This is a genomic window from Streptomyces sp. NPDC006610 (assembly GCF_040611575.1).
Classification (GTDB): Bacteria; Actinomycetota; Actinomycetes; order Streptomycetales; family Streptomycetaceae; genus Streptomyces.
Genome location: NZ_JBEXOP010000010.1, coordinates 66,122 through 92,494, shown reverse-complemented (window position 1 = coordinate 92,494; position 26,373 = coordinate 66,122). Strand labels below are relative to the sequence as shown.

Here is a 26,373-nt window from a genome sequence, read left to right as displayed (position 1 = left end):
CCTGTGTGCCGTGGCTGCTCCGTCCGCCCTTTTCCCTGGCCGCGGGCGCCCCCCGGCGCCGCGGACGGCCTAGCCTGCCGCTGTACGACCGCCGGGAGGACGGACTATGGCCACCACCACCTGGGCCACATCGGGGGTTCCGCTGGCGCACCGGGCCGACGCGCTGCGCCGGACGATCCGGGACCACGTCGTCCCGGTCGAGATCGAACTGCCGCGCCGGCCCGAGCACGTCTTCGCCGACGTCGCCATCACGGAGATGGGGTCCCTCCAGGTCACCTCCGTCCGGGCCAACCCCGCCACGGTGCACCGCACCCCCCGGCTGGCCCGGGCCGACGACGAACCGGTGCTCTTCATCAGCCTCCAGGTCTCCGGCGAGAGCACGGTCGTCCAGGAGGGCCGGCACGCCCGGCTGCGTCCCGGAGACATCGCCGTCTACGACACCCGGCAGCCCTACACGCTGCTCTTCGACCACGGCGTGGACCTGCACTTCTTCCGCGTTCCGCTGCGGGACATCGCGCTGCCCGACGCCGCGGTCCGCCGGACGGTCGCCCGCACCCTCGGCGCTCACGGCACCGTCTCCGGGCTCACCGCCGGCTACCTCGCCCGGCTGGCGGCCAGTCCCGCACTGCACGACGGGGCCGCCGGCCGGCTGCTGGCCGCGCCGAGCATGGAGCTGATCCGCGCGATGATAGCCGCCGAGGGGGACCGGCCCGACCTCGCGGCGGGCCCCCTCCAGGAGACGCTCGGCGCCCGCATCCTCGACCACATGCGGGCGCACCTGGCCGACCCGGACCTGAGCCCGGCGTCGGTGGCCCGCGCCCACCACATCTCCGTCCGCTACCTGTACGCCATCCTGGCCCGCCAGGGCGTCGGCTTCGGCGAGTGGGTGCGCACCCACCGCCTCGACGCGTGCCGCCGGGAACTGTCCCGCGTTCCGCCGAGCGCCGAGACCATCGCCGCGCTGGCCCACCGCTGGGGCTTCAAGTCGGCCTCGCACTTCAGCCGCGCCTTCAAGGCCGCGTACGGACTGCCGCCGCAGGCCTGGCGGGGACTCCGGCACGGTCTTTGACGTGTCATGAGCCGCACCCGGTGACCGGTGTTATGAACTGATCCCTTCGGGAAGTCGCCGGACATGGATGTGTGGACGGCTCTTCACGACGGCGACCACCGGCTGGCGCGGCAGGTGGCCACGCGGCGCCCGCGCGGCGCCCGCCGTCTCGCGCCGGTGGTCCGGGAGGCCGCCGAGCACACCCGGCTGTGGTGGGCCGCCGCCGCGGTCCTGGCCTCCGCCGGCGGATGGCGGGGCCGGCGGGCCGCGGTGGCGGGAGTGCTGGCCATGGCGGCGGCGGAGACCGTGTCCAACGCCCTCGTCAAGCCGCTGTGCCCGCGCGGGCGGCCGTCGGGGGAGTGGGTGCCGGCCGAGGAGGCCCGGGAGCGGCCCGACTCGTCGTCCTTCCCCTCCGGCCACACCGCCGCGGCCGTGGCCTTCACGGGCGCCGTGACCGCGGTGTGGCCGTGGGCGGGCGCGGTGTGCGCGGCGCCCGCCGCCCTGGTGGCCTGGGAGCGCGTCCACTCCGGCGCGCACTATCCCTCCGACGTGGCCGCCGGCGCGGCGATCGGCGCCGGCGCGGCCGTGCTGGTGCACAGGGCGCCCCGCATCGCCCGCGGGCTGCTGTGACCGGGCCCCTGCCCCGCAGCCCGAAGGCCGCAGGATGGGGTGCCCGTGTCTGGGCACCCGGAGGGCAGTCGACACAGACGAGGAGGCCATCCGCAATGACGACGACGCCGGATCCCCGCCGCGGTCCGGCCGGCGCCCAGGAGCCGGTCGGCGAACTCGTGCAGCGGGCCTCGCAGCAGCTCGCCGAACTGGTGCGGGGCGAGATGCGGCTGGCGCAGGCGGAGATGAGCGAGAAGGGCAGGCGCTACGGCAAGGGCGGCGGACTGTTCGGCGGGGCGGGCCTCGTCGGCTTCCTGGCGCTTCAGGCGCTGGTCGCCACCGTGATCGCCGCCCTGGCGGTGCCGCTTCCCGTGTGGGCCGCGGCGCTGATCGTCACCGCCGTCCTGGGGCTCGTCGCCGCCGTTCTCGCCCTGCGCGGCAAGAAGGAGGTCGACCGGGCCGGCCCGCCCGCACCCCGGCGGACCGTCGACAGCGTGAAGTCCGATGTGGCCGAGATCAAGGAGAGTGCACGACGATGACCCAGCCTCCCCACGAAGAACCCGTCGCCTCCAACCCCGAGGAACTGCGCCGGCAGGTCGAGCAGACCCGCCACGAGCTGGGCCGCACGGTGGAGGAGCTGGCCGCCAAGGCCGACGTCAAGACCCGGGCGCGGGAGAAGACGATCGCCCTGAAGGAGCGGGCGGGCGCGAAGACCACCGCCCTGAAGGAGCGGGCCGGCGCGAAGACCATCGCCCTGAAGGAGCAGGCCGGCGCCAGGACCAGCACCCTGAAGGAGCAGGCCGGCGCCAAGACCTCCGGCCTCACGGTGCAGGTCAGGACCAAGGCCGCCGAGGCCGCGCACCGGGTCCAGGAGAAGCTGCCCGAGCCGGTCAAGGAGAAGGCGACGGTCGCCGCCGAGCAGGTGCGGACCAAGGCGGGCCGGGCCGGGCAGGTGTGGCACGAGAAGGCCCCCGAGCCCGTCCGCCGCAGCGCCGAGCGCGGCGCCCGCACCGCCCGGGACAACCGCACCGCGCTGATCGCGGTCGGCGGCGCGGGCGTGCTCGCCTGGCTGTGGCTGCGCCGCCGCAACAGTAGGTGAGCCCCGTGAAGGCCTGGAGAGTCGCGTACAAGCCGGTCGGGCCGGCCCTCGGCGCGCCGAGCGTCGGGCCGGCCCTCGGCGCGCCCGTCGTGGTCGCCGGGGCGCTGTTCGAGCAGGCGTGGAAGGTGCTCGGTCACGACGAAGACGCTCCGACGCCCTCGGCGAGGACCGCGGCCGGCGGAAGGCCCTGATCGCGGCGACGGTGCAGGGCGCGATCTTCGCCGGGGTCGAGGCCGCCGTCGGCCGCGCGGGCGCCGCCGCGGCCCGCGGGCCGACCGGCGCCCGGCCCGGCTGAGCCGGCGCCGCACCGCACCACGGGCCCCGACGGCGGGCGACGATCCCGCCGTCGGGGCCCGCCGCATGTCCTCTCCCGGCCCGCGGGCGAGCCGCCTTCCTCCGTCTTCTCCGTGTCCTCTGCGTTCTCCGAGCGCTCTCTGTTCTCCGTACGACGGACGGTTTGCCACCGCACCACGGCGGGCGGAAAATGTAGTCGGAGTGGACGAAGTGAAAATCCGCCCCCGAAACGCATCAACCAAGGGGCTGCGGTGGAGCATCAATTGCAGATTCTCCTTTCCGAGGAGGGGGCCGACGCCGAACGCGTCGACGACCTGACCCGCCGTCTGCGGGCGGAACTCCTCGAACTCGACGTGGAGGACGTGAAGCCCGTCCCCGCCGGGCCGCCTCCGCCCGGCGCGCGGGCCGTGGAGCTGGCGGCGATCGGCTCGCTGCTGGTGGGCCTCGGCAGTTCGACCAGCGCCCTGCACCAGGTCATGAGCGTGATCCGGGACTGGTGGGGCCGCGGCCGCGACACGCGGCCCTCCCTGCGACTGACGTTGGACGGCGACGTGCTGGAGATCGGCGAGGCGTCGCCGGAACAGGTGACCCGGGCGTTCGACGTGTTCGTCAGGCGCCATGCCGGGGTGGAGGCGTAGCCATGGGCGAGCAGTCCCGGCACGCGCTGATCATCGCCAACGACCGGTACGCGGACGAGGGGCTCACCAGGCTCAGGGCGCCGGCGCACGACGCCGTCGCCCTGGCCCGGGTGCTGGGCGACCCCGGCGTCGGCGGCTTCGACGTGGACATCGTGAAGAACGAGCCCGCCCACGTCATCGCGCGGCACATCGACGACTTCTTCGCCGACCGGAAAACGGGCGACACCCTGCTGGTGCATTTCTCCTGCCACGGTCTGAAGAGCGAATCCGGCGAACTGTATTTCGCCGCGCGCGACACGCTGCCGAGGCGGCTGGACTCGACCGCCGTCGCCGCCGATTTCGTCCGCCGCCGCATGGCCTCCACCCGCGCCCGTCGCGTCGCCCTGTTCCTGGACTGCTGCTACGGCGGCGCGTTCGCCCAGGGCCCGGTCTCCGTGCGCGCCGCCGGGGACGTGAACGTGCTGGACAACTTCGCCGGGGAGAAACTCGGCGGCGGACGCGGCTGGGCCGTCATCACCGCCTCCACGTCCATGGAGTACGCCTTCGAGGGCGCGGACCTCGCCGAGGACGCCCACTCCTCCCAGCCGTCGCTGTTCACCCACGCCGTGGTACAGGGCCTGGAGACCGGGGAGGCGGACCTGGACGAGGACGGCCGGGTCTCGCTGGACGAGCTGTACGAGTACGTCTTCGACCGCGTCCGCCAGCAGAACCCGAACCAGACCCCGAGCCGCACCGTCGACATGCAGGGGGACATGTACCTGGCCCACAGCCGCCGCCGGCGCATCGTCCCCGCCGCGCTCCCGGACGACGTCCGCGCCGCCATGCGCAGCCGGGACTTCTACACCCGCCTCGGCGCGATAGCCGAACTGCGCGCCCGCATGGAGAACCCCGACCTCGCCGTCGCGCTGGGCGCCCGCGAGGCCCTGGAGGAGATGGCCCGCAAGGACATCCGCCTGGTCGCGGACGAGGCGAGCCGGTCGCTGAGCGAGGTCGCCGTGAACCCGTACCCGACCCGGGTGGACTTCGGCCCGGTGCCGCAGGGCTCCCCGCCGCCGCACCGCACCGTGCGCCTGCTCGGTCCGCCGCTGGCCCGCAGTTGCGCCCCGCATCCCAAGGCGCAGTGGCTGAACGCCACGGAGACCTCCGACGGCCTGGACGTCCGCGTCGACACGGCGAGCCCGGGACCGCTGAGCGGGGACATCGTGCTCAAGGGGGTGGTCGGCGAGGCGGTCCTGCACGTCGAGGCCGAGGTCGTACCGGCGCGGGAACGCGAACGGCCGACGGAGGAGAAGGCGGAGACCGGGCCGGGCCCGACGCCCGGCGAGCAGACGCAGACGGGCCCGGCACCCGGAGCGGACCCGCATGCGGACGCCGGCACCGCTGCCCCCACGGTCGTCATCGGCCGACCGGGCGCCGGCGCCCCTCCGCCGCCTCGCCCCGACCGGGCCCCCGTCCACGAGGCGCCCCCGCGCCCGGAGCCCGAGTCGTCCCAGCCCACCCGCCCGTACACGCCACCCCCACCGCCGCCCCGCAGGCCCGTCCCGCCCCCGAAGCAGCCGGTCACGCCGCCCCCGTCCGCGACCCGGCGCACGAGCCGCCCGGCCGCCGTCCTCGCGGGCCTCGCCGCCGCTCTCGCCGCCGTCGCGCTGTACACGGTCCTGCGGGCGGTCGTGGACGGCGGAGAGTCGCTCCGTACGCACTGGGGCGCCGAAGCGAGCGACCACCTCGGCCACATCAGGGACACCGCCCTGGTCCGGTACCTGTGGGTCTCCCTGTGCACGGCGGTGGCGGCGCTGTCCGTGGGCGCGTACGCCCGCCACGACCTCGGCGCGCACGCCGACCGCTACGCCCGGGGCCCGGCGACGGCCACCAGGCTGCTGTGCCGCACGGCGAAGACGCTGGCCGTCCCGGCGCTGGTCCTCGCCGTGCTGACCGGCATCGGCTACCTGGTGGCAGCTCAGGTCCTCGAACCGGGGTGACCCGCCGGGCCGGGCCCGGCCCGGCGCTCAGGTGCTCGCCGGCGCCTCCTTCGCGCGCATCATCACCACGTCGAACTCCACCACCCGGCCGGTCCGCGCCTCGCGGGTCACGGGGTACATGCCGGTGATCTCGAAACCGCCGGCCTCGTACGCGGCCACCGACTCGCTCATCGGCGGGCTGCCCTCGTACAGCCGCAGCACGGCGACCTCCGACTGGAGGCCCACGAACTCCGCGGCGCGGGCGCCGGCGCCGGCGAAGACCTCCAGGTCGTAGCCCTGGGTGTCCATCTTCAGATACGGGCGGGGACGTTCGATGCCGGCCAGCGCCTCGTCCATCACGTCCTCCAGGCGCCGGATGCGGATCTCCTCCGTCTTCGACGTGGCGAACCGGCGGTAGCGGTCACGGCCGTAGTCGCTGGGCGGCAGCAGGGAGTTCATGGTGTTCCAGCCGGTGTGGATCTCGGCGACCGTGTCCTCGCGGCCCAGCCCGCAGTGGTGCACCCGCCAGTCGGGGTCGCCCTCGGCGGCGCGGCTGAGCCGGGCGAAGGCCTCGGCGGTGGGCTCGAAGGACACGATGCGGCCGGTGTAGCCGAGCCGGCGCAGCCGCCGGGCGTACTGGCCGGCGTTGGCGCCGACGTCGAGGACGCAGTTGACGCCGTACAGGTCGAGCATCGCGGCGACGTGCTGATGGCACAGGTACTCGGCCGCCGCCATCTGGAACTTGCGCTCGTCGGCCGCCGCCCGCCCGTCGAGGAGCAGCCGCGCCCCGGTGTCGCCGAGCGGGACGCCGGTCCACCGCGGCGCTTCGGCGCGTGCCGCGCGCGTCCGGTCGCGCAGCACCAGCCAGGTGTTCTTCCCGGCCTCGGCGACGGAGTAGCCGCCGTCGTCCCTGGCCAGCAGATCCGCTCCGGGGCCCACCGGGATCCGGAGCCGCCGTCCGCGCCGGGAGACCACCGCGGTCCCCGGCCCGAGGTCCGTCACCTGCACGCCCAGCTTGGGCAGCAGCCTGAGCACTGATCGGTAAAGGGTCTGCATTCGCCCACCCTGGCAGAGATGTCGGCAAGTGATTGTGAAGTTGAACGAGATTCGTCGAACAGGTAGCCGACACGTGCATCGTGCCCGCGAATCCCCGGCCGCACTCCCGGCTCCGGGCTCCCGCTGCGCCGACGAGGGCTCGGCACGCCGACGGGAGTCCGGTACGCAGGCAGGGGGCCGGCCGGTACGTCGGCAGGGGGGGCCGGTACGCCGACGGGGGCCCGGGCGGCGTCGTGCGCCCGGGCCCCCGTCGTGATGCGGCCGGATCAGGCGGCCGGCGCCTCGTGGGCCTGGCCGTGCACCCGGGCCACCACCTCGGCGAGCTGGGCGGCGACCTCGGAGTCGTCGGCCGGGTGGACCTCGGCGAAGCGGGTCACCGAGCCGGGGATGGCGAGCTTGACGTCCTCCAGCACCTTGCCGCCGGCGATGCCCACGGCCTTGCGGGTCTCGTCGTGCGCCCACACGCCGCCGTACTGGCCGAAGGCGGTGCCGAGGACGGCGACCGGCTTGCCGCTGATCGCGCCGGCGCCGTACGGGCGGGACAGCCAGTCGATGGCGTTCTTCAGCACGGCCGTGAGGGTGCCGTTGTACTCGGGCGAGAAGAGCAGCAGCGCGTCGGCGCCGGCCACGGCCTCGCGCAGCCGGGCGGCGGCGGCCGGGACGGAGCCCTCCACGTCGACGTCCTCGTTGTAGAAGGGGACGTCGGCCAGGCCGTCGAACAGCTCGACGTCCACGCCCTCGGGAGCGACCTTGGCGGCCGCCTCGGCGAGCTGGCGGTTGTGCGAGCCGGCGCGGAGGCTGCCGACGAGCGCGAGGAAGCGAACGGACATGGGGAACTCCAGGGGACGTGACAGTGGGCGAAAGAATCCGGACCGAGGTCCGTTTAAAGTTGTAACACCAAAACCGGACCGCGGTCCAGTTTCTTCCCGGTGCTCTACGCTGTCCTCATGTCCGCGTCCCTGCCGTCGCTCCCCGAGCCGCAGCGATCCGCGTCCGACACGGCCGAGCCGCTCGAGTTCGGCCTGCCGGGCGCCGAACCCTGTCTGCGGGCCGACGCGGCGCGCAACCGCGCCCGGCTCCTGGAGGCGGCGGGACGGCTGGTCGCCGAGCACGGCGCCGCGGCGCTCACCATGGAGGCCGTCGCGGCGGCGGCCTCGGTCGGCAAGGGCACGGTCTTCCGGCGCTTCGGGGACCGCGTCGGGCTGCTGACGGCCCTGCTGGACCACTCCGAGAAGCAGTTCCAGGCCGCCTTCCTCTCCGGCCCCCCGCCCCTCGGCCCCGGCGCCCCGGCCGTGGAGCGGCTGCACGCCTTCGGCCTGGCCTCGCTGCGCCGGTCGGCCCGCGAGCTGGAGCTCCAGCTCGCCGCCGAACACGGCCCGGACCGCCGCTACACCCCGCCCGCCCGGCGGCTGCATCACGGGCACGTGGCGATGCTGCTGCGGCAGGCGATCCCCGACGCGGACTGCGACCTGCTCGCCCAGACCCTCATGGCGTACCTCGACCCGGCCGTGATCCACCACCTGACCAGGCAGCGCGGAATGCCGCCGGAGCGGCTGGAGGCCGGCTGGACCGACCTCGTCGCCCGGGTGACCCGGACCGAACCGTCCCGCGGCCCGGAGCGGTAGCGCGTTCCCCCGCCCGGACCGCGCCCTTCGGCCTCTGCCAAGATGCCTACCTCATGGTGCAGATACCGAAAGAGCCCGTCTCCGCATCCACTCCGCAGCGCCCGGTGCCCACCAGCGCCGACGTGGCCCGCCTGGCCGGCGTCTCGCGCGCGACCGTCTCCTACGTCCTGAACAACACCAGCGCCGTCCGCATCAGCGAGCCCACCCGACGCCGGGTGCGCGAGGCCGCGAAGGAACTCGGCTACGTACCGCACGCGGCGGCCCGCAGCCTGCGCGCCGGGCACACCCGCATGGTGCTGATGCCCGCCCCGGCCATCCCGGCCGGCCCGCTCTTCAGCCGGTTCGTCAACGAACTCCAGTGGGCGCTCGGCCGCCTCGACTACACCGTCGTCCAGCACGGCAGCCTCGGCCTGTGCGGCGACGAGGCCGCCCGCGCCTGGGCCGAGCTGCGTCCGGTGGCCGTCCTCGCCCCCGGCGCCGCCCTCGGCCCGCAGGGCGTGGCCCTGCTCAAGCGCTCCGGCGCCCGCGCCGTGGTCACCTTCGGGCCCGACCCCGTCGAGGGCGCCCACGCGGTGGTCATGGACCACACGGGCGTCGGCCGCGCGGCCGGCGCCCATCTGCGCGCCCGCGGCCGCCGCCGCATCGGCGTCGTCGTCCCGGAGGAACCCGGCCTGGACGCCTTCGCCCGGCCCCGGGTGGAGGGCGTACGGCAGGCCGTGCACGGCGCCGGGATCACCGTGACCGAGCTGCCGCTCGCCTACGACGAGGAGTCCGCCGCCCGCCTGGCCGCACGCTGGCGCGAGCTGGACCTCGACGCCGTGTTCGCCTACAACGACGAGTACGCGATGCTGCTCATGCGCGCCCTCCAGGACGCGGGCGTCCGCATCCCCGAGGACACGGCGGTGATCGGAGCCGACGACCTGATGCTGGGCCGGCTGCTGAGGCCCCGGCTGACCACCGTCCACCTCGAACTGCCGTCCGGCCGGAAGCTGGCCGAACTGGTCGACCGCGCCGTCCGCGACCCCGGCATCGAGCCCGAGCGGCACGAGGTGCTGGGCGCCGAGGTCGTGCGGCGCGACTCCACCTGACCCTGACGACGGCCACCGGAGCCCGGTGGAGGAGCGCAGTGCCCCGAAGCGGAAACGGGCCCGGCCTCGCCCCGATGCCGTGTCCGCGCCTGCCCGGTGGCGTGCTGGTCATGGTCGAGTCCCCCTCCGGCAGTGGTCGCGCGGCGGATGCCGCGCCGTCCGCCCGGCGACGCGGGTGGGCGTCTCTCGTACGCGGGCCGGGTGAGTGCCGGTCGGGCTCGCCGGTCGTGCGGGGCGCCGGTTCAGCGTCCCGGACCGCCGTGCGGTTCAAGCGCTCCCAGGGCTCCCAGGGCTTCCAGTGCTTCGCGGCTGCCGAGTCGGCGGAAGACGCGCCGCGCCTCCTGTTCGAGCTCGCGCCCCGTTCCGGCCGCGCCCCTGGCCAGTTCGGCGCGGGCGAGGTCGCGCAGGGTGCGGGCGCGCCACAGGGGCAGCTCCAGCTTGTCCCACAGGTCGAGGGCCTGTCTCAGGATCTCGGCCGCGGTCTTCCAGTCGGACGTGGCGAGGTGCCACTCGCCGATCGTGCGCAGGACGAGCGCCTCGCCGAACATGTCCTGGCGCTCGCGGGTGATCTCCAGACACCGGTCGAGACGCTGCCGGGCCGTGGTCGTCCGGCCCTGCCGGAACTCCACCTTGGCCAGGGACTGGCTCGCGTACATGACGCCGAACGCGTCGTCCATCGCCTCGAAGAGGCCGAGCGACCGCCGCAGCAGAACCTCCGCGTTCGACAGGTCGCCCCGCGCCCGGTGGTACAGGCCCAGTGAACGCAGCACGAGCGCGTCGCCGTGCCGGTCGCCGGCGGCCACGTACAGGCGGTGCGCGCGGGACAGAGCGGCCCATGCGTCGTCGTCGCGGCCCTGGTCCCGGTACACGCATCCGATGCCGTGCAGCACATGAGCCACGGACGCGACGTCCCGCGGCTCCCGGTAGTGCGCGAGCGCCGCGGTCAGCAGGGCCAGGGCCTCGTCGAAGCGGGCCTGTTCGCGGCGGGCCGTGCCCATCCCGGCCAACGCGTCCGCGCGTCCGCGTCGTACGGCTCGCTCCTCGAACAGGCGCAGCGCCGCGGCGAAGAACGCGTACGCCTCGTCGAAACGGTCCTGCTCCAGGCGGAGTTGGCCAAGACCGTTCAGCAGCCACGCCTCGCCCTCGGAGTCTTTGCCGCGGCGCACCGCCCGCAGGGCCACCTCGTGGGAGCGGGACCAGGCGTCGAACCGGTTGTAGAGCGCCGCGGAGGCGGCCATCAGGGCGGCGGCGAGTTCGCGGGCGGCATCGAACATGCCGTGCTCCGCGCAGTGGGTGACCGCGGCGAGCAGGCACCGCTGCTCGGCCGCGAACCACGCGGTCGGCTCACCCGCAGGGTGGGCCGACGGGTCCGTCGGTGAAGTCGGCTCCGCGGCGAAACGTGCCGGCTCCGTCGAGGGACGCGCGGGCCCCGTCGGGAGACGTGCGGGCTTCGCCGCGCTATCCACCGGCCCGCCCGCGGAACGAGCCGACCCGCCCTCCGCCGGGGGAGGAAGGAGCCGCGCCGCGCCGCCCGGCCCCCGGGCTGCCGCGCCGCGTGCCATGCCCAGCCAGCGGTCGACCAGTCGTCGCACCGCCGTCTCCCGCTCCTGCCGGGCCTCGTCGGCCAGACAGCGTTCCCGGGCGTACTCGCGCGCCAGGTCGTGGATGCGGTAGCGCGTTCGGCCCGTCTCGTCGGTGCGCACGACCTCCACGAAGTGGCAGTCCACGAGTTGCTCGACCGCGTCCTCCGCGTCGTCGTCGCTCACGTCGAGGAGCGGACCGGCGACCCATGCGGCGAAGTCGGGCAGATCCATCAGGGCCAGGCGGCGCAGGGCGCGCCGCTGGTGCGGGTCGAGGTCGGCGTAGCCGAGTCCCAGGCTCGCGCGTACTTCCAGGTCGCCCGCCTGCAGTTCGTCCAGGCGGCGGCGCTCGTCGTTCAGGCGGGACGCGAGCCGAGCCGGTGTCCAGTGGGGGCGGGCGGCGAGACGGGCTCCGGCGATGCGCACGGCGAGCGGGAGCCGTCCGCACAGCGCGACGACCTCGGCCGCCCGGGCCGGCTCCAGGATCGGCCGGCTCGGGCCGGCGACGCGGGCCAGCAGCTCCATCGCCTCCGTTTCGGAGGGCACGCCGAGGTCGAGGTGGACGGCGCCCTCCAGGGCGACCAGCCGGCGGCGGGAGGTGATCAGCACGGCCGAACCGCCCCCGGGGGGAAGCAGCGGGCGCAGCAGGGCCTCGCCGACGGCGTCGTCCAGGATGAGCAGGACGCGGCGGCGCGCGATGTGCGTGCGGTACAGGCCGAGGAGGTCCTCCTCGTCGCGGGCCGGGGCGTCGGGGTCCGCCCCGAGGGCGCGCAGCAGTCGGGCCAGGGCGTCCGTGGTCCGTACGGGCTCGGAGTCCGCGGCGCGCAGGTCCACGAAGAGCTGTCCGTCGGGGAAGAGCGCGGCGGTGCGGTGGCCCACGTGCACCGCCAGGGCGGTCTTGCCGGCGCCCGACCGGCCGGAGATCACCCCGACGGGCGGCGCGGTGCGCAGCGGGTCCCGAACCTGCTCCAGGAGGGCGGCCGCCCAGGCGATCTCTTCGGTGCGTCCTATGAAGTCGGCGACGTCGGGAGGCAGTTGACAGGGCGCCGGGCGACCCGTGTCGTCGTACGACTGCCCGGCACGAAGCCGGTGCGACGGCGGGCGGGCGTCGGAGCGCGAGGGGATCGCCGTGTCCGCGGGCCCGTGGCCGCCCCCGGAGGATCCGGCTCCGTGATGCTCCCCGAAGGACACCGCTGCGTGGCCCGCTCCGGAGGACGTGGCCCCGCGGCGGACCGGCGCTCCCAGCACCGTCGTGTCCGCCCGCAGCACGGCCTGGTGCAGTGCCCGCAGTTCCGGGCCGGGGTCGACGCCCAGCTCCGTGCGGAGCAGACGGCGGCCCTCGTCGTAGCAGCGCAGCGCGTCGGCCATCCGGCCGGTGCGGAACAGCGCGGTCATCAGCTGGCCGCGCGAGCGTTCTCTGAGGGGGTGGGCGGCGACGTGTGCCACGAGTTCGGCGACGAGATCCGTACGACGATCCAGATCCAGTTCGGCGGCGAAGCGGAACTCCTGTGCCTCCAGCCGAAGTTCCGTCAGGCGCATCGCCTCGACGCGAGCGAAGGACTGGCCGAGCCCTTCCAGGGCGTCCTGGCCGCGCCACAGCCGCAGCGCCCTCTGCAGCGTCTCGGCGGCCTCCTCGGCACGCCCGTCGAGGGCCGCGTTGCGGCCGGCGGTGAACGCCGCCTCGAAGCGCCGGGCGTCCACGGCGGAGGGAGGGAACTCGGCGACGTAACCCGGGGACCGGGTGCGGATGGCGTCGCCGCCCTCCGCTTTGGCCAGGACCCGCCGCAGTCCGGAGACGTGCGAGGCGACGAGCGCCCGCGCGGTGGCGGGCGGCTCCTCCTCCCAGACCAGGTCGACCAGCCGCTCGGCGGACAGCACCTCACCGAGATGGACGACGAGAGCCGCGAGTATCGCCGTCGGTTTGGCGCCGTTCAGCGCAATACGACGTCCCTCGCTCGACACGTCGACCGGACCCAGAAGGCGAACGTCCATCGTGTCCCCCGATTTCACGCTCCCGCAGTCGGGGACAACATACCGGCCAGGGCGGAAGGCATGCCGCACACCGGACTGCCCGTTTTTCTCGGCAGGCCGGTATCACGTGCACTTGGCTGGAATTCGTGGGGTGTCCTGTGTGAATCCCTCCCAATCCGAGGAAAGGACTGTCCGCTTTCGACCTGCGGACGGAGGCGCAGGTCCTTTCGTGTGACTGCCTCTCCTCCAGGCCGGTGGGGCCGGTTCGTCGATGCGCCCGGACGACGGTTACCCGAGAGCCCGCCGCGGCGACACCGTGAGAGGCGGGCAATACGTGAACAATTACCTGGTCCGGGTGGGAAGTCGGCGGACCCCGTGGCCGGATCGGCGCGGTCCGCGTCGGCGGCGGCGTCGACTCGGGCCCATTCCGGGTGTTTCGCAGAATTCGACGACTGCTTCCGACAAAGGCCGAGGAATCGTTCTGCGCGGGCGGTGCGCGGGGCGACGACGGCTTCGGCTCACGGCGCTTCGCGCACCGGAATCACGAGCAGTCCTGAGCCGGTCCTGCATCGCCCTGCAGAAGATCTGCATCGTTCCTGCAGAGCCCGCGGCCACGCTGAGAGCGTGAGGGACATCATCCTGCTTTCGGACCACCGAGTGGCAGCCACGCGTGTCGCCGACAACGGTGAACCCCTGGTCGACGCCCGGGAGGTCGCCGCGCTCCGGGTCGACACGCGGAAGGCCGACGACGACGGCTCGTACGCGCACCTGAGGGCGGACGTGCTCCGCCGGCTGCTGCTCGCACAGGACGCGCTGCCCCCCGGCGTCCGCCTGCTGATGGTGGAGGGCTTCCGGCCGCCCGCGCTGCAGCGCCGCTACTTCGACGCGTACGCGGCCACGCTGCGCACGGCCCACCCGGACGCCCCGCCGGAGCGGATACGCGAGCTGGCCAGCGCGTACATCTCGCCCCCCGAGGTCGCCCCGCACGTCAGCGGCGGCGCGGTGGACCTGACGCTGTGCACGGGGGACGGCGCCGAACTCCCCCTCGGCACCCAGGTCAACGCCACTCCCGAGGAGAGCGCGGGCGGCTGCCGTACCGCCGCGGCCGGCATCGGAGCCGAGGCCCGCGCCAACCGGGAGGTGATGGGCCGGGCCATGACGGCGGCCGGGTTCGTCAACTACCCGACCGAGTGGTGGCACTGGTCGTACGGAGACCGGTACTGGGCGCTGATGACCGAGGCGCCGGCGGCCAAGTACGGGCCCGCCTCGCTGAACCACCCGTAGCCGCCGCGGCCCTCGGGGTACATGCCGGGCCGCACGTCCGGGACGGACCCACGGGGGACGAGACGGAGAACACCTGGACCTCGCCGACGACGACCTCGTCGGCCGAGCCGCCCTCGCCCCATCCACCCCACGAAGGAGAATTCGCCATGCGCGTACTCAAGCGCACCAAGTCCGTCGGGATGCTCCTCGCCACGGTCGCCGCGACCGGGCTGATCCCGCTCACCGCGGGCGCGGCCGAGGCCGCGCCCACCGCCTACGCGGGCTCCTGCCCGACCTCCGGAAGGGTCACCCAGTGGTGGCACTCCGGACACGACGGCGTCGACATCGCCAACGCCCTCGGCACGCCGATCTACTCCACCGGCCCGGGCACGGTCATCGTCTCCGGCGCCGCCAGCGGCTACGGCCAGTGGATCCGCATCCGGCACGACGACGGCACGGTCACCGAGTACGGCCACATGTACCAGCGTCTCGTCTCCGTGAACCAGCGGGTCAGCGGCGGCCAGCTGATCGCCCGCATGGGCTCCGAGGGCCAGTCCACCGGGCCCCACCTGCACTTCGAGGCGCACAGCTCCACGTCCAGCACCCGCGGCATGGACCCCGTCCCCTACCTGCGGGAGCGCGGGGTGGGCCTGCCGTGCACGCCGGGCAGCGGTACGCCCGGGAGCAACTTCACCACCTGGGGGACCTCGGTCCGGGTGCGCGCCGACGCACGGCTGACCGCGACGGTCGTCCGCACGCTGACCGGGCCGACGCCGGTCTACGTGGAGTGCCAGAAGCGCGGCGACATGGTCCACGCCGAGGGCTACAGCAACGACGCCTGGGCCTACGTCCCCGGGCTCGGCGGCTACATCAGCAACATCTACATCGACCACCCCGACGCCTGGCTGCCGGGCGTGCGTACGTGCTGACCGGCGTCCCCGCCGGGACGAGGGGTGCCGCGGCGGCCGTCCCGGTCGCCGCGGCGCCCCTCGCGCCCCGGCCTCACCCCGTCCGCGCGGACCGACGACTGGGAGGATGAGCATGATGAGCCTGGGCAGCGCACGTGACGGAGCGGTCGTCCGGTTCGCACGCCGTGGGGCGGTGCGGGCGGGAGTGCTGACCGCCGCTCTCGCGGCACTGGTGTGCGCCACCGCGCCCACCGCGACCGGCGCACCCACCGAGTCCCCGTCGTCGCCCCCGGTGTCGGTGCGGGCCGACGTGCCGGCCGGGGTGACGGCGGGCGTCGCCGTATTCGACCGCCACACCGGCGCCTTCACCGAGCAGCTGAACACCGCCGCGCAGTTCCGGTCGGCGTCCGTGGTGAAGCTGCTGATCGCCCTGGACCTGCTCTGGAACCGCGGCCCCGACGCCCTGCCGGCCGCCGACCGGTCCCGCGTCGACAACATGCTGCGCGGCAGCGACGACGCGGCCGCGAGCACGTTCTGGGCGAACAACGGCTCCGGCGCGATCGTCGACCGGATGGTCACGCGGCTCGGTCTGACGGACACCGCCCGTCCGCCGGCCACCCATCCCGGCTACTGGGGCTACACGGCCCTCTCGGCCCGCGACACCGTGAAGATCTACCGCTACCTGCTGGACGCGGCTCCCGCGGCGGTACGCGACTACGTCCTCGGCAATCTGCGCCAGTCCACCCGCTGCGCCACCGACGGCTACGACCAGCACTTCGGCATCGCGGGTTCCTTCAACCGCCCCTGGGCCGTCAAGCAGGGCTGGTCGGGCTTCAGCTCCGGAGGCTGCACGGCGACGACCGCCGCGGCGGCGGGACCGGCCGGGTCCGCCGCACGGACGGCCGCGGGCGCCGAGGCCGTGGACCTCGCACGTCCGGCACTGCACACCACGGGCGTGGTCGGCGCGGGCGACCGCTCCATCGTGGCGGTCTTCACCCTGCACCCCGCCGCAACCCCCTACGGCAAGGCCTACACGGACGTGGGGCGGCTGACCCGGTCGCTGAACGTCCCCGGCGCCTCGCAGCCGGCCGGCACGTGGATCGGCACCTGGGGCAGCGGAGTCCGGGTCCGCACCCAGGCGGCGACCACCTCGGGCGCGGTCACGACGCTGCCCGCCGGCGTCGAGGTCCTGGTCGGCTGTCAGACGCGCGGACAGCAGGTCAGCGTCCCGCCCTACACCAACGACTGGTGGGCTCGTCTGCCGCAGTACGGCGGCTACATGACCAACATCTATCTCAGCGTGCCGGAGAACCGGATTCCCGGGGTGCCGGTCTGTTAGCCCGTACCGCGACGGCACTGCGCCTCGGCCCCTGCGTCCGCAGCGGCCGAGGCGTGCTCGCGCCCGGCTTCTCCGTCTCGGAGGCGCCGGCCGAGGGCAGGACCGCTCGGGGCGACGACCTCGCCCACCCGCACGGGGACGACGCCCCCGGACCCCGATCGGCCCGCGACGGGCGTTACGCGCCGCTCTGCCCGCTCTGCGCCTGCTGCGCGGCCACCGACCTGCGGACCTCGTCCATGTCCAGGTTGCGGGCCTGGCCGATCAGGTCCGTCAGCGCGGCCTCCGGCAGCGCCCCCGGCTGAGCGAACACGGCGACCCGGTCACGGACGATCATCAGCGTCGGGATCGACTGGATCTGGAAGGCCGCGGCCAGCTCCGGCTGCGCCTCGGTGTCCACCTTGCCGAAGACCAGGTCGGGGTTGGCCTGCGCCACCTTCTCGTAGACCGGCGCGAACTGACGGCAGGGACCGCACCACTCCGCCCAGAAGTCGATCAGCACGAAGTCGTTCTCCTTGACCGTCTCGTCGAAGTTGTCCTTGGTGAGCTCGACGGTGCTGCTGCTCATGGCGTGAATCCCTCATTCCTGGTGGTGGGGGTGAAGCCGTCCGCACAACACGGCGGCCCGGGTCCGTATTCCGCGGCGCTTACCCATGTGGCCCCGGGCCACACCACCCACCACACTGACCCCATGACGGAAACGGAAACCATCGCGTACGACGTCGTGGTGCTCGGGGCCGGGCCCGTGGGGGAGAACGTCGCCGACCGCACCCGCGCCGCCGGACTGACCACCGCGGTCGTGGAGAGCGAACTCGTCGGCGGCGAGTGCTCCTACTGGGCCTGCATGCCCAGCAAGGCCCTGCTGCGCCCGGCCATCGCCCGCGCCGACGCCCGCCGCGTCCCCGGCCTCGCCCAGGCCGTACAGGGCCCCCTCGACACCGCCGCGGTCCTCGCCCACCGCGACGGCTACACCTCCCACTGGCAGGACGACGGCCAGGTCCGGTGGCTCGACGCCATCGGCGCCGACCTGTACCGCGGCCAGGGCCGCCTCGCCGGACCGCGCGCGGTCGCCGTGACCGGCCCCGACGGCGCGGTGCGCACCCTCACCGCCCGGCACGCCGTCGCTGTGTGCACCGGAACCCGCGCGCAACTGCCCGACCTGCCCGGTCTCGCGGACGTGCGGCCCTGGACCAGCAGGGAGGCGACCAGCGCCAAGGAGGCGCCCGGCCGGCTGATCGTGGTGGGCGGCGGCGTCGTCGCCACCGAGATGGCCACCGCCTGGCAGGCGCTCGGCTCCCGGGTCACCCTCCTGGTCCGCGGCAAGGGCCTGCTGCCCCGCATGGAACCCTTCGCCGGCGAACTGGTCGCCGAGGCGCTCACCGCGGCGGGCGCCGACCTGCGCACCGGCACCTCCCTGACGTCCGTGGCCCGCGACAACGGCGCCGTCGTCGCCGTCACCGACGCGGGCGAGCGGATCGAGGCCGACGAGATCCTCTTCGCCACCGGCCGCGCCCCGCGCACCGACGACATCGGCCTCGACACCGTCGGCCTGCAGGCGGGCTCCTGGCTCCCCGTGGACGACAGCCTCCGGGTCACCGGCACCGACTGGCTGTACGCGGTCGGCGACGTCAACCAGCGGGCCCTGCTCACCCACCAGGGCAAGTACCAGGCCCGCATCGCGGGCGCCGCCATCGCGACCCGCGCCGCCGGGGAGAGCGTCGGCCGGGAGACCTGGGGCGCGCACTCCGCGACCGCCGACCACGCCGCCGTCCCCCAGGTCGTCTTCACCGACCCCGAGGCCGCCGCCGTGGGCCTCTCCCTCGCCGAGGCGGAAGCGGCCGGCCACCGTGTCCGCGCCGTCGACGTCGAGTTCTCCTCGGTCGCCGGGGCGGGTCTGTACGCCGACGGCTACCAGGGCCGCGCCCGCATGGTGGTCGACCTGGAGGAGGAGATCCTGCGCGGCGTCACCTTCGTGGGCCCCGGGGTCGGCGAGCTGATCCACTCGGCGACCGTCGCCGTCGTCGGGCGGGTTCCGGTCGGCCGGCTGTGGCACGCGGTGCCGTCGTACCCGACGATCAGCGAGGTGTGGCTGCGCCTGCTGGAGGCCTACCGGGACAACTGAGGGGGAGCTTCCGGCAGTTCGAAGCCCAGCTCCCGCGCCGCCTCCAGCGGCGTGGGCTGGGTCCAGCGCTCGGCCACGGCCCGGTTGGACGACAGCGAGCGCGGCTCCGCCCGGTCCAGATACAGCAGGCCGTCCAGGTGGTCCGTCTCGTGCTGCACGATCCGCCCGGGCCAGCCCTCGAACTCCTCGTCCACGGCCTCGCCGTGCTCGTCCTGGCAGGTGAGCCGCACGCGCGCGGGCCGGGCCGCCACCGCCTGCCACCCCGGCACGCTCAGACAACCCTCGAAGAACGCCGCCCGCTCCGTGCCCAGCGGCTCGTACGAGGGGTTCACCAGCACCCGGAACGGCTGCGGAACCCGCCCGCGCGCCAGCCGCACCTCCTCCGGCACCGGCGCCGGGTCCTCGATCACCGCGATCCGCAGCCCCACGCCCACCTGCGGGGCGGCGAGGCCCACGCCCGGCGCCGCGTGCATGGTGGCACGCAGCGCCGCGACGAACCGGGCGAGCAGCGCGGGCCCGAGCTGACCGTCGTACGGCTCGGCGACCCGCCGCAGCACCGGGTCCCCCGCCGTCACGATGGGCAACGGCCCCTCGGCGGCGAGGAGTTCCTCGACCAGCTCGGCGTAGGGCACACGGTCACGGGACGCACGGAAGGAAAGGCTGGACGGCATTCCGCCAGCATGCCACGCCCCGCACCGCCCGCGACGGGGGAGCGCGACGGCGTCCTCACGGCCGCTCGAAGTCGCCCGCGAGCGCGGAGGCGATCCGCAGGTGCGGCCCCGCCTCCTCCTCCCGGCCCTGCCGCTGGAGCGTGCGCCCCAGCATCAGCCGGGCGTACCCCTCCACCGGGTCGCGCTCCACGATGATCCGCAACTCCCGCTCGGCACGCCCCAGCTGGGCGGAGTGGTAGTAGGCCCGCGCCAGCAGCAGCCGGGGCCCGGTCTGCTCCGGCGCCTCCTCGACCAGCCCGTCCAGGACGCGCGCCGCGGCGGCGTACTCCTTGGCGTCGAAGAACATCCGCGCCCGCTCCCAGCGCTCGGCCGGCGTTCCGTGGTCGTAGTACGACGCCTGGTCGCCCACCGCCGTGTAGATCGTCTCCACTGGTGCCTCCTTCGCGCACTCCAACCGGCGGGGGCGGCGGAACATTCCGGGGCCCCGAATCCCGACCCGCGGGCGCGTCCGCGGCACGACGCCGGGCGAAGGCCAACGCCCGTGCGGACGAGCCGGACGGGGCGCATGCCCACGACGCCGGGGGAGGGGGCGCAGGCCCGTGCGGCACGACGCCGGGCGGGGCGTGTCGCTCGACGCCCGCCCGGACTCAGGCCGGCTCCAGCGGCTGCTCCGTCCAGATGGTCTTGCCGGAGCGGGTGTACCGGCTGCCCCAGCGCTGCGCCAGCTGGGCGATGAGGAACAGGCCGCGCCCACCCTCGTCGAGGAGTCTGGCACGGCGCAGCCGCGGCTGGGTCTGACTGGCGTCGGAGACCTCGCAGATGAGGCTCTTGTCCCTGATCAGCCGTAGCCCGACGGGCGGTTCGGCGTACCGGATGGCGTTGGTGAGCAGTTCGCTGACGATCAGCTCGGTGGTGAAGGCCAGGTCCGCCAGGCCCCAGTCGGCGAGTTGCCCGGTGATCAGCCGCCGGGCCTCACCGACCACGCTCGGGTCGGCCTTCAACTCCCAGGAGGCGACCGCGTCCCGTGGCAGCCGCCGCACCCGGGCCACGAGCAGGGCCACGTCGTCGGCCGGGGGTTCCGTCAGGGCCCGGTCGAGGGCGGTGCGTCCGATGTCGGCGGGGGAGTCGCCCGCCGCCACGGCGGCGGCCATGTGCCGGTGCAGCAGCTCCGCCGTGCCCTCGTCCCGCGTCAGTTCCCGGGTGGCGAACGCCAGGACGCTGCCGGGCGCGAGCGTCAACTCCAGTGGTTCGAAGGGCAGATGCCCCTCACCGAGGGCGGGACCCGGGGTGAGCGGCACGGCGGCGCGGGAGCCGTCCGGGCCGATCAGGACCGGCGGCGGATGGCCGGCGCCCGCCAGCACGCAATGGCCGGTGACCGGGTCGTACACGCAGTACAGGCAGGTCGAGCCGAGGACGCCGCCGACCTGGGACTCCGGCTCGGTCGCCCCCAGCCGCACGACGAGGTCGTCCAGGTGCGTCAGCAGCTCCTCCGGCGGCAGTTCGAGATCGGACAGCGTCTGCACGGCCGTGCGCAGCCTGCCCATGGTGGCCGTCGCGCCCAGACCGTGCCCGGCCACGTCGCCGATCACGAACGCGACCCGTGCGGCGGGCAGTTCGATGACGTCGTACCAGCACCCGCCGATGCCCGACGCCCTGCCGGCGGGGACGTAGATGCCGGAGGACTCCGCCGCGCTCAGCGCCATCCCGGAGGACGGGAGCAGGCTCCGCTGCAGCGTCTCCACGGTGCGCAGCTCGGTGGTGTAGCGGCGGGCGTTCTCCAGGCTCAGCGCCGCCCGGGAGGAGATCTCCTCGATCAGCGGCACGTCCCCCTCGGCGAACGGCGACCGGTCGCCGACGCGCCACAGCCCCACCACGCCCAGCACGCTCCCCCGGGCGTGCAGCGGGACGAACAGCGCGGACGAGGCCCCCGCGGGGAACAGCAGCCGACGCCGCTCCTCGTCCACGTCCTGCACCCGCGCGAAGGCGGCCATGTCGGGCACCAGCACCGCCCGGCCCTCGCGCAGCGCCTCGCTCTCGGCCTCCCGGGCCCGCACGGTGTCGCCGTCCCGGTACACGTCCGCGGGCCAGGTCCCCGACGCGGCGGCGGTCGCCGTACGGCGCAGATGCGTGCCCGGGCGGAACCGGCCGGGCTCGCGCCCCTGGAACACCGACTCGGACAGGTCCACGCTCACCAGGTCGGCGACCTCCGGCACGAGGACGGCGGTCAGCTCCCGGGCGTTGTGCGTCACGTCCAGGGTGCGGCCCAGCCGGGTGGCGGCCGCGTACAGCAGGTCCAGGCGCCGGCGTGCCGTGTGCTTCTCGGTGATGTCGGCGAAGATCACCGCCACGCCGATCACGCGGTCCCGGGCGTCGTTCAGCCGGAACGCGGACAGCGCCAGCACGCGCTCCCGCGCCGGAGCCGACCGGAACCGCGCCGAGCGCTCCCAGCCGATCAGCGGCTCACCGGTCGCCAGCACGCGCCGCAGCCGCTCCTCGATCACGCGGGCGTCCTCCGCGCGCAGGACGTCCGCGATGCGCAGGCCGGGCGGCTGCCGAGGGGTCCCGGACTGGCCGAGGAGGCGGGGGTCGGGATTGGCCCGGGTGATCCGCAGCTCGGCGTCGTGGACGATCAGCCCGATCTGGTCCTGGCTGAACAGCGCCCGCAGCAGCGACTCGTCCTCCACGCCGGGCCAGTCACGGCACGCGGCGGTCAGACAGACCACGAACCGCGCCCGGCCGTCCGGGGGCAGCGGCAGCACCGTCGCGTCCACCTCGGGCGCGGAGCCGTCCGGGTGGACCAGCGACGCCCGCAGCGTCCGCCACTCGTCCCGGGAGACCGCGCGGAGCGCCGCGGTCCAGGAGTCCGGCGCGGTGACCACGTCCGCGATACGGCGACCCCGCAGCCCGGCCAGGGAGTGGCCGGCGACCGTCCCGGAGCACCCCAGCACGACGCCGTCGCCGTCCAGCAGGAGCACGGCCGTGCCGTCCCCCGGCGGCTCACCCGAGCCGTTGGCGTCTGTCCTCGCAGTCACTCGGCCGCCTCGTCACCTCGAACACCACTGGTCACCGGAGGGTCACGCTGTCCCGACCATTGTGCGGGCGGCGGCCCCGGGCGGCACCTCGGGAACGTCGGGCGTCAGGGGCCGGGAACCCCTTCGACGGCCCGCCTCAGCGCCGGCAGCAGCGCGTCCAGATCCTGCCCGGTACGGAAGGCGACCACGGTCGTGCCGCCGGCCGCGCCCCCGCCGGCGCCGGGCGCCGGGAAGAGGGCCAGCACCTCGCGCATCGCCTCGTCGATCTCCGTGACCGGGTCGGACGACGCGCCCCGCAGCCAGCGCCGCAGCACATGGTTGTGGGCCGCGACGACGGACGCCGCCATCAGCTCGGCGCGCAGCGAGGCCGATGCCGTCGGATCGCCCATCCAGTCGGCGATGAACTCCCGGAACAGCCGCTGATACCGGGCGACGCTGGCGATCTCCCGGTCCCGCAGCACGGCCACCTTGCTCGTCAGCGCATACCGCCGGCGGGCGAGATCGCCCTCCTCCACATAGTGCAGCAGCACCAGCCGGACCGCGTCCGAGACGGCCACCAGGGCGGTGCTGTGGCTGGACGTCGCCAGCCGGTCCCTGATGAGGTCGAGCAGCCGGTCGTGGTCGGGGAAGATCACCGCTTCCTTCGACCCGTAGTGCCGGAAGAACGTCGTGCGCCCCACCCCGGCACGCTCGGCGATGTCGTCCACCGTGGTCTGCTCGTACCCCCGCTCGTCGAAGAGCGCGAGCGCGGCGTCGGCGAGACGGATCCGTGCGGGTGCCTTGTTCATGGACGCCCACCCTACGGCGGTACTCAGTGCCGGGAAGCCGAGATCTGGTGCCGAACGGGCGAGCGGCCCCCGCAGCCCGCTCTCACCGCCTTCTCGTATGCTCCGGGGTCATGAACGAGGGGGACCCCGGCAGACGGGTGATCGACGGCCGCTTCCAGCTGGAGGCACGGCTCGGCGGCGGCGGCATGGGCACGGTGTGGCGGGCGCGCGACCTCGTCCTGGACCGGGCCGTCGCACTGAAGGAAGTCCGCCCGCCCGACCCGGCGCTCGCCGAGTACGATCCCGAGGCCGCGGCACTCCTGCGCGCCCGCGTGCTGCGCGAGGCGCGGGCGCTGGCCCGGGTGCAGCACCCGAACGTCGTCACCATCCACCATGTGGTGGACGGCCGCGGCGACGCCTACCCCTGGCTGGTCATGGAACTGGTCACCGGCGGTTCGCTCGCCGACCGGCTCGCGCGCGGGCCGGTCGAGCCGCACGAGGCCGCCCGGCTGGGACACGAGCTGATCGGCGCGCTGCGGGCCGCGCACGCGGCGGGCATCCAGCACCGGGACGTGAAGCCCGCGAACGTCCTGCTGCGCCCCGACGGCCGCCCCGTGCTCACCGACTTCGGCATCGCCGCGATCCGGGAGTCCACGGCCCTGACCGCCACGGGATCAGTCATCGGCACGCCCGACTACATGGCCCCGGAACGCGTCCGGGGCGGCGAGGGCGGCCCGGAGTCGGACCTGTGGTCGCTGGCGATGATGCTGTACGTGGCCGTCGAGGGCCGCCATCCGCTGCGCCGTGCGACCACACTGGCGACCCTGGCGGCCGTGCTGGACGAGGAGCTGCCGCCGCCCCGGCGTGCCGGCGCACTCGCTCCGCTGCTCGCCGCCGTCCTGGTCAAGGACCCGGCACGGCGACCTGATGTGGCCGCGGCCGACGCGATGCTGGCCGAAGCGGCGGCCGGCGCCACCCCGCACGCGGCCCCGTTCACCGGGACGGGGGCCGGCGGGGCTCGGCCCCATGGGGCGAGGTCCACCGGGGTGACGTCGTTCCACCTCGCACCGCCGGTCGTACCGTCGTCCGCTCCGTCCGCTCCGTCCGCTCCGTCCGCTCCGTCCGCTCCGTCCGCTCCGTCCGTCCCGTCGGCCTCGTCCGCCGGACCGCCTGCCGATGCGGCGTCGCCGGCCGGCCCGCTCGCGTACGGCGGCCCGCACCCGGCGCCTCCCGCGGTCCACCCGCTCCGTCCGCCGTTCCCGCACGCGCATTCCGTCCAGGACGCCGGCCCGGCACGCAAGGAGGGGGAGCGTGCGCGGGTCCGCCGTGTCGCCGCCGTCGGCGCGTCGGCCGCCGCGACGGTCGTCGCCGGGGCGCTGGCCGTGACCTTCCTGCTGCCCGGCGACGACGACGCGGAGGACCGGGCCGTGAAGACACCGGTCTCGGACGCCGCCGGCTCGCGCACGCACACGCCGACGCACGCGGTGGACATCCCCGCCGGTTCCGGCGACTCGGAGAGCTCCGGTCCGGACGCGGCCCGGACCGACCTGCTCACCCCGGACGGCATCCGCACCGCCGTCGCGGCGATCAAGGCCGAGACGGGTACGGACCGGGTGTGCAGCCTCGTCGTCTACCCGGAGCACGTCTCGGCCAACGTCATGGTCGACGGAAGCAGGACGCGCTACGACTCCTGGACCTACCGGTCGGGGACGGGCGCGCAGAAGGGGATCATCAGCGGCTCGGTGTCCGCGTTCGACAGCCCGTTCCGCGTCGACGACTTCGACTGGGACGCCCTCCCGGGCCTGCTCGAACGCGGGGAGAAGGAACTGAACGTCAAGGACGCCACCTCCCGCTACCTCGTGGTGAGCGGAGCCGACCCGACGTCCGGCGACCCCATGGGCATGTCGGTCTACCTGACCGACGACTACGGTGGGACCGGCTTCCTGGAGGCGGACCACCGGGGCGAGGTGACCCGCGTGGTGCCCAACGAACAGGAGGACTGACGCGCCCTGCTTCGGTTCGCCTGGACCGGGGAACTGGGTCTCTCATCGACACCCGCCAGGTGTCGTCAGTCATGAGTCACCGGGCGCCGACCCGTCGGCAGCCGGTGGCATCCGCGACCGAAGGTGTTGGGCATGGCGGTGGAGCAGAGACCCGGCATGGCGCGGGCGGGGGCGGGCGGGGAGCCGCGGCGTGCCGACGCCGCTGACACGCACGCCTCGCCGGTCCGTTCGCACAACGAATGGGACCCGCTGGAGGAGGTCGTCGTGGGGCGGCTCGACGGGGCGACGATTCCCTCCGGGCATCCGGTGGTGACCTGCAACATCCCCGGCTGGGCGGCGCGACTGCAGGGGATGGCCGCCGGGCTGCGGTATCCGCGGGTGCTGGTGGAGCGGGCGCAGGAGGAGCTCGACGGGTTCGTCGCGCTGCTGCGGGAACTCGGCGTCACCGTCCGGCGGCCCGACGCGGTCGACCATCGGAAGCGGTTCGCCACGCCCGACTGGTCCTCGCGCGGGTTCTGCAATACGTGCCCCCGCGACAGTCTGCTGGTGATCGGGGACGAGATCATCGAGACGCCGATGGCCTGGCCGTGCCGGTATTTCGAGACGCATTCCTACCGGGAGCTGCTCAAGGACTACTTCCGGCGCGGCGCCCGCTGGACCGCCGCGCCGAAGCCGCAGCTCACGGACGACCTGTTCGACCCGGACTTCCGTGTTCCGGAGGCCGGCGAGCCCATGCGGTACATCCTCACCGAGTTCGAGCCGGTGTTCGACGCGGCGGATTTCGTGCGGGCCGGCCGCGATCTGTTCGTCACGCGGAGCAATGTCACCAACGGGATGGGGATCGAGTGGCTGCGGCGGCACCTCGGGCCCGGTTACCGCATCCACGAGATCGAGAGCCGCTGTCGTACGCCCATGCACATCGACACGACGTTTCTCGTGCTCGGGCCCGGGAGGGCGCTCGTCAATCCCGAGTACATCGACGTGGACCGACTGCCCGACGTGCTGGACGGATGGGACATCCTGGTCGCGCCGGAACCGGACCCGATCGACGAGCGCCTGCTGCGGTTCACCTCGATCTGCGGCAAATGGCTCAGCATGAACATTCTGATGATCGACGGGAAACGGGTCGTCGCCGAGCGGCATCACACCGGCATGCTGCGCGCACTCGAGACATGGGGCTTCGAACCGATCCCGTGCGACCTGCTGCACTACGCGCCGTTCGGGGGCTCCTTCCACTGCGCCACCCTCGACGTGCGGCGGCGGGGCACGCTGGAGTCGTACGTCGACTGACTCCCGCGGAACCCG

Annotated in this window: 22 protein-coding genes and 1 pseudogene; 15 read left to right on the top strand and 8 right to left on the bottom strand. The window is 74.4% G+C overall.

The genetic code is table 11. The features are described from left to right. Positions 1–106 precede the first annotated feature (106 nt). From ABZY13_RS10800 to ABZY13_RS10770, 7 genes and pseudogenes are all read left to right on the top strand, one after another. Positions 107–1,069, top strand: a complete 963-nt coding sequence (locus tag ABZY13_RS10800) for a helix-turn-helix domain-containing protein (protein WP_356629006.1) — start codon at positions 107–109, stop codon at positions 1,067–1,069. Between the two features lie 63 nt (positions 1,070–1,132). Continuing rightward, positions 1,133–1,678 carry a phosphatase PAP2 family protein gene (locus tag ABZY13_RS10795; protein WP_356629004.1) on the top strand — a complete coding sequence of 182 codons (546 nt, stop codon included), beginning with the start codon at positions 1,133–1,135 and terminating at the stop codon, positions 1,676–1,678. Positions 1,679–1,773: 95 nt separating this feature from the next. Next, positions 1,774–2,196 (top strand): phage holin family protein, encoded by a 423-nt coding sequence (locus ABZY13_RS10790; protein ID WP_356629002.1) that lies wholly within the window; start codon positions 1,774–1,776, stop codon positions 2,194–2,196. Next, a complete protein-coding gene (locus ABZY13_RS10785; protein ID WP_356629000.1) occupies positions 2,193–2,756 on the top strand; it encodes a DUF3618 domain-containing protein in 564 nt (187 codons plus the stop codon). The genes ABZY13_RS10790 and ABZY13_RS10785 overlap by 4 nt, the downstream gene beginning before the upstream one ends. Positions 2,757–2,761: 5 nt before the next feature. Continuing rightward, positions 2,762–3,051: pseudogene (locus ABZY13_RS10780) on the top strand (DUF4235 domain-containing protein). 262 nt (positions 3,052–3,313) lie between these two features. Further along, the gene (locus tag ABZY13_RS10775; protein ID WP_356628998.1) at positions 3,314–3,688 is read left to right on the top strand and encodes a hypothetical protein; all 375 of its coding nucleotides are present in this window, start codon (positions 3,314–3,316) and stop codon (positions 3,686–3,688) included. A gap of 2 nt (positions 3,689–3,690) precedes the next feature. Next, positions 3,691–5,667 (top strand): caspase family protein, encoded by a 1,977-nt coding sequence (locus ABZY13_RS10770; RefSeq protein WP_356628996.1) that lies wholly within the window; start codon positions 3,691–3,693, stop codon positions 5,665–5,667. Positions 5,668–5,694: 27 nt separating this feature from the next. Here ABZY13_RS10770 and ABZY13_RS10765 read toward each other — a convergent pair whose 3' ends face one another. Both ABZY13_RS10765 and ABZY13_RS10760 read right to left on the bottom strand, forming a co-directional pair. Beyond that, on the bottom strand, positions 5,695–6,702 hold the full coding sequence (locus ABZY13_RS10765; RefSeq protein WP_356628994.1) for an FkbM family methyltransferase: 1,008 nt from the start codon (positions 6,700–6,702) through the stop codon (positions 5,695–5,697). A gap of 266 nt (positions 6,703–6,968) precedes the next feature. After that, positions 6,969–7,532: an NAD(P)H-dependent oxidoreductase gene (locus ABZY13_RS10760; protein WP_356628992.1), complete on the bottom strand. Its 564-nt coding sequence runs from the start codon at positions 7,530–7,532 to the stop codon at positions 6,969–6,971. A gap of 117 nt (positions 7,533–7,649) precedes the next feature. On the opposite strand from ABZY13_RS10760, the gene ABZY13_RS10755 reads away from it, so the two are divergent. Both ABZY13_RS10755 and ABZY13_RS10750 read left to right on the top strand, forming a co-directional pair. Then, positions 7,650–8,327 (top strand): helix-turn-helix domain-containing protein, encoded by a 678-nt coding sequence (locus ABZY13_RS10755; protein WP_356628990.1) that lies wholly within the window; start codon positions 7,650–7,652, stop codon positions 8,325–8,327. 53 nt (positions 8,328–8,380) lie between these two features. Beyond that, entirely contained in the window at positions 8,381–9,415 is a 1,035-nt protein-coding gene (locus ABZY13_RS10750; protein ID WP_356628988.1) for a LacI family DNA-binding transcriptional regulator, read from the top strand. A 242-nt stretch (positions 9,416–9,657) separates the two neighbouring features. On the opposite strand, the gene ABZY13_RS10745 is transcribed toward ABZY13_RS10750, so the two are convergent. Beyond that, positions 9,658–12,987 carry a BTAD domain-containing putative transcriptional regulator gene (locus ABZY13_RS10745; protein WP_356628986.1) on the bottom strand — a complete coding sequence of 1,110 codons (3,330 nt, stop codon included), beginning with the start codon at positions 12,985–12,987 and terminating at the stop codon, positions 9,658–9,660. Positions 12,988–13,590: 603 nt separating this feature from the next. Between ABZY13_RS10745 and ABZY13_RS10740 the strand changes: the two genes are divergently transcribed. The 3 genes from ABZY13_RS10740 (at position 13,591) to ABZY13_RS10730 (ending at position 16,476) form a co-directional block, all read left to right on the top strand. Next, positions 13,591–14,250: a M15 family metallopeptidase gene (locus ABZY13_RS10740; RefSeq protein WP_356628984.1), complete on the top strand. Its 660-nt coding sequence runs from the start codon at positions 13,591–13,593 to the stop codon at positions 14,248–14,250. A 146-nt stretch (positions 14,251–14,396) separates the two neighbouring features. Next, positions 14,397–15,158 carry a M23 family metallopeptidase gene (locus tag ABZY13_RS10735; protein ID WP_356628982.1) on the top strand — a complete coding sequence of 254 codons (762 nt, stop codon included), beginning with the start codon at positions 14,397–14,399 and terminating at the stop codon, positions 15,156–15,158. 106 nt (positions 15,159–15,264) lie between these two features. Next, positions 15,265–16,476, top strand: a complete 1,212-nt coding sequence (locus tag ABZY13_RS10730) for a hypothetical protein (RefSeq protein ID WP_356628980.1) — start codon at positions 15,265–15,267, stop codon at positions 16,474–16,476. A 175-nt stretch (positions 16,477–16,651) separates the two neighbouring features. On the opposite strand, the gene trxA is transcribed toward ABZY13_RS10730, so the two are convergent. Next, a complete protein-coding gene (gene trxA, locus ABZY13_RS10725) occupies positions 16,652–17,041 on the bottom strand; it encodes a thioredoxin (RefSeq protein WP_356628978.1) in 390 nt (129 codons plus the stop codon). 123 nt (positions 17,042–17,164) lie between these two features. Here trxA and ABZY13_RS10720 point away from each other — a divergent pair, with 123 nt between their 5' ends. Beyond that, a complete protein-coding gene (locus tag ABZY13_RS10720) occupies positions 17,165–18,595 on the top strand; it encodes an NAD(P)/FAD-dependent oxidoreductase (protein ID WP_356628976.1) in 1,431 nt (476 codons plus the stop codon). On the opposite strand, the gene ABZY13_RS10715 is transcribed toward ABZY13_RS10720, so the two are convergent. The 4 genes from ABZY13_RS10715 to ABZY13_RS10700 all read right to left on the bottom strand — a co-directional run bounded on the left by ABZY13_RS10715 (position 18,580) and on the right by ABZY13_RS10700 (position 23,086). Continuing rightward, positions 18,580–19,266, bottom strand: coding sequence for a peptide deformylase (locus ABZY13_RS10715; RefSeq protein WP_356628974.1), 687 nt, complete (start codon positions 19,264–19,266; stop codon positions 18,580–18,582). The two genes, ABZY13_RS10720 and ABZY13_RS10715, sit on opposite strands and share 16 nt — an antisense overlap. A gap of 55 nt (positions 19,267–19,321) precedes the next feature. Continuing rightward, the gene (locus tag ABZY13_RS10710) at positions 19,322–19,612 is read right to left on the bottom strand and encodes a tetratricopeptide repeat protein (protein WP_356629184.1); all 291 of its coding nucleotides are present in this window, start codon (positions 19,610–19,612) and stop codon (positions 19,322–19,324) included. Positions 19,613–19,913: 301 nt separating this feature from the next. Then, positions 19,914–22,298 carry a SpoIIE family protein phosphatase gene (locus ABZY13_RS10705; protein ID WP_356628972.1) on the bottom strand — a complete coding sequence of 795 codons (2,385 nt, stop codon included), beginning with the start codon at positions 22,296–22,298 and terminating at the stop codon, positions 19,914–19,916. Positions 22,299–22,402: 104 nt separating this feature from the next. Next, a complete protein-coding gene (locus ABZY13_RS10700) occupies positions 22,403–23,086 on the bottom strand; it encodes a helix-turn-helix domain-containing protein (protein WP_356628970.1) in 684 nt (227 codons plus the stop codon). A 110-nt stretch (positions 23,087–23,196) separates the two neighbouring features. Here ABZY13_RS10700 and ABZY13_RS10695 point away from each other — a divergent pair, with 110 nt between their 5' ends. Together ABZY13_RS10695 and ABZY13_RS10690 are read left to right on the top strand one after the other, a co-directional pair. After that, positions 23,197–25,068, top strand: coding sequence for a serine/threonine-protein kinase (locus ABZY13_RS10695; RefSeq protein ID WP_356628968.1), 1,872 nt, complete (start codon positions 23,197–23,199; stop codon positions 25,066–25,068). A 156-nt stretch (positions 25,069–25,224) separates the two neighbouring features. Further along, positions 25,225–26,358, top strand: coding sequence for an amidinotransferase (locus ABZY13_RS10690; protein ID WP_356629182.1), 1,134 nt, complete (start codon positions 25,225–25,227; stop codon positions 26,356–26,358). The last annotated feature ends 15 nt before the right edge of the window (positions 26,359–26,373 follow it).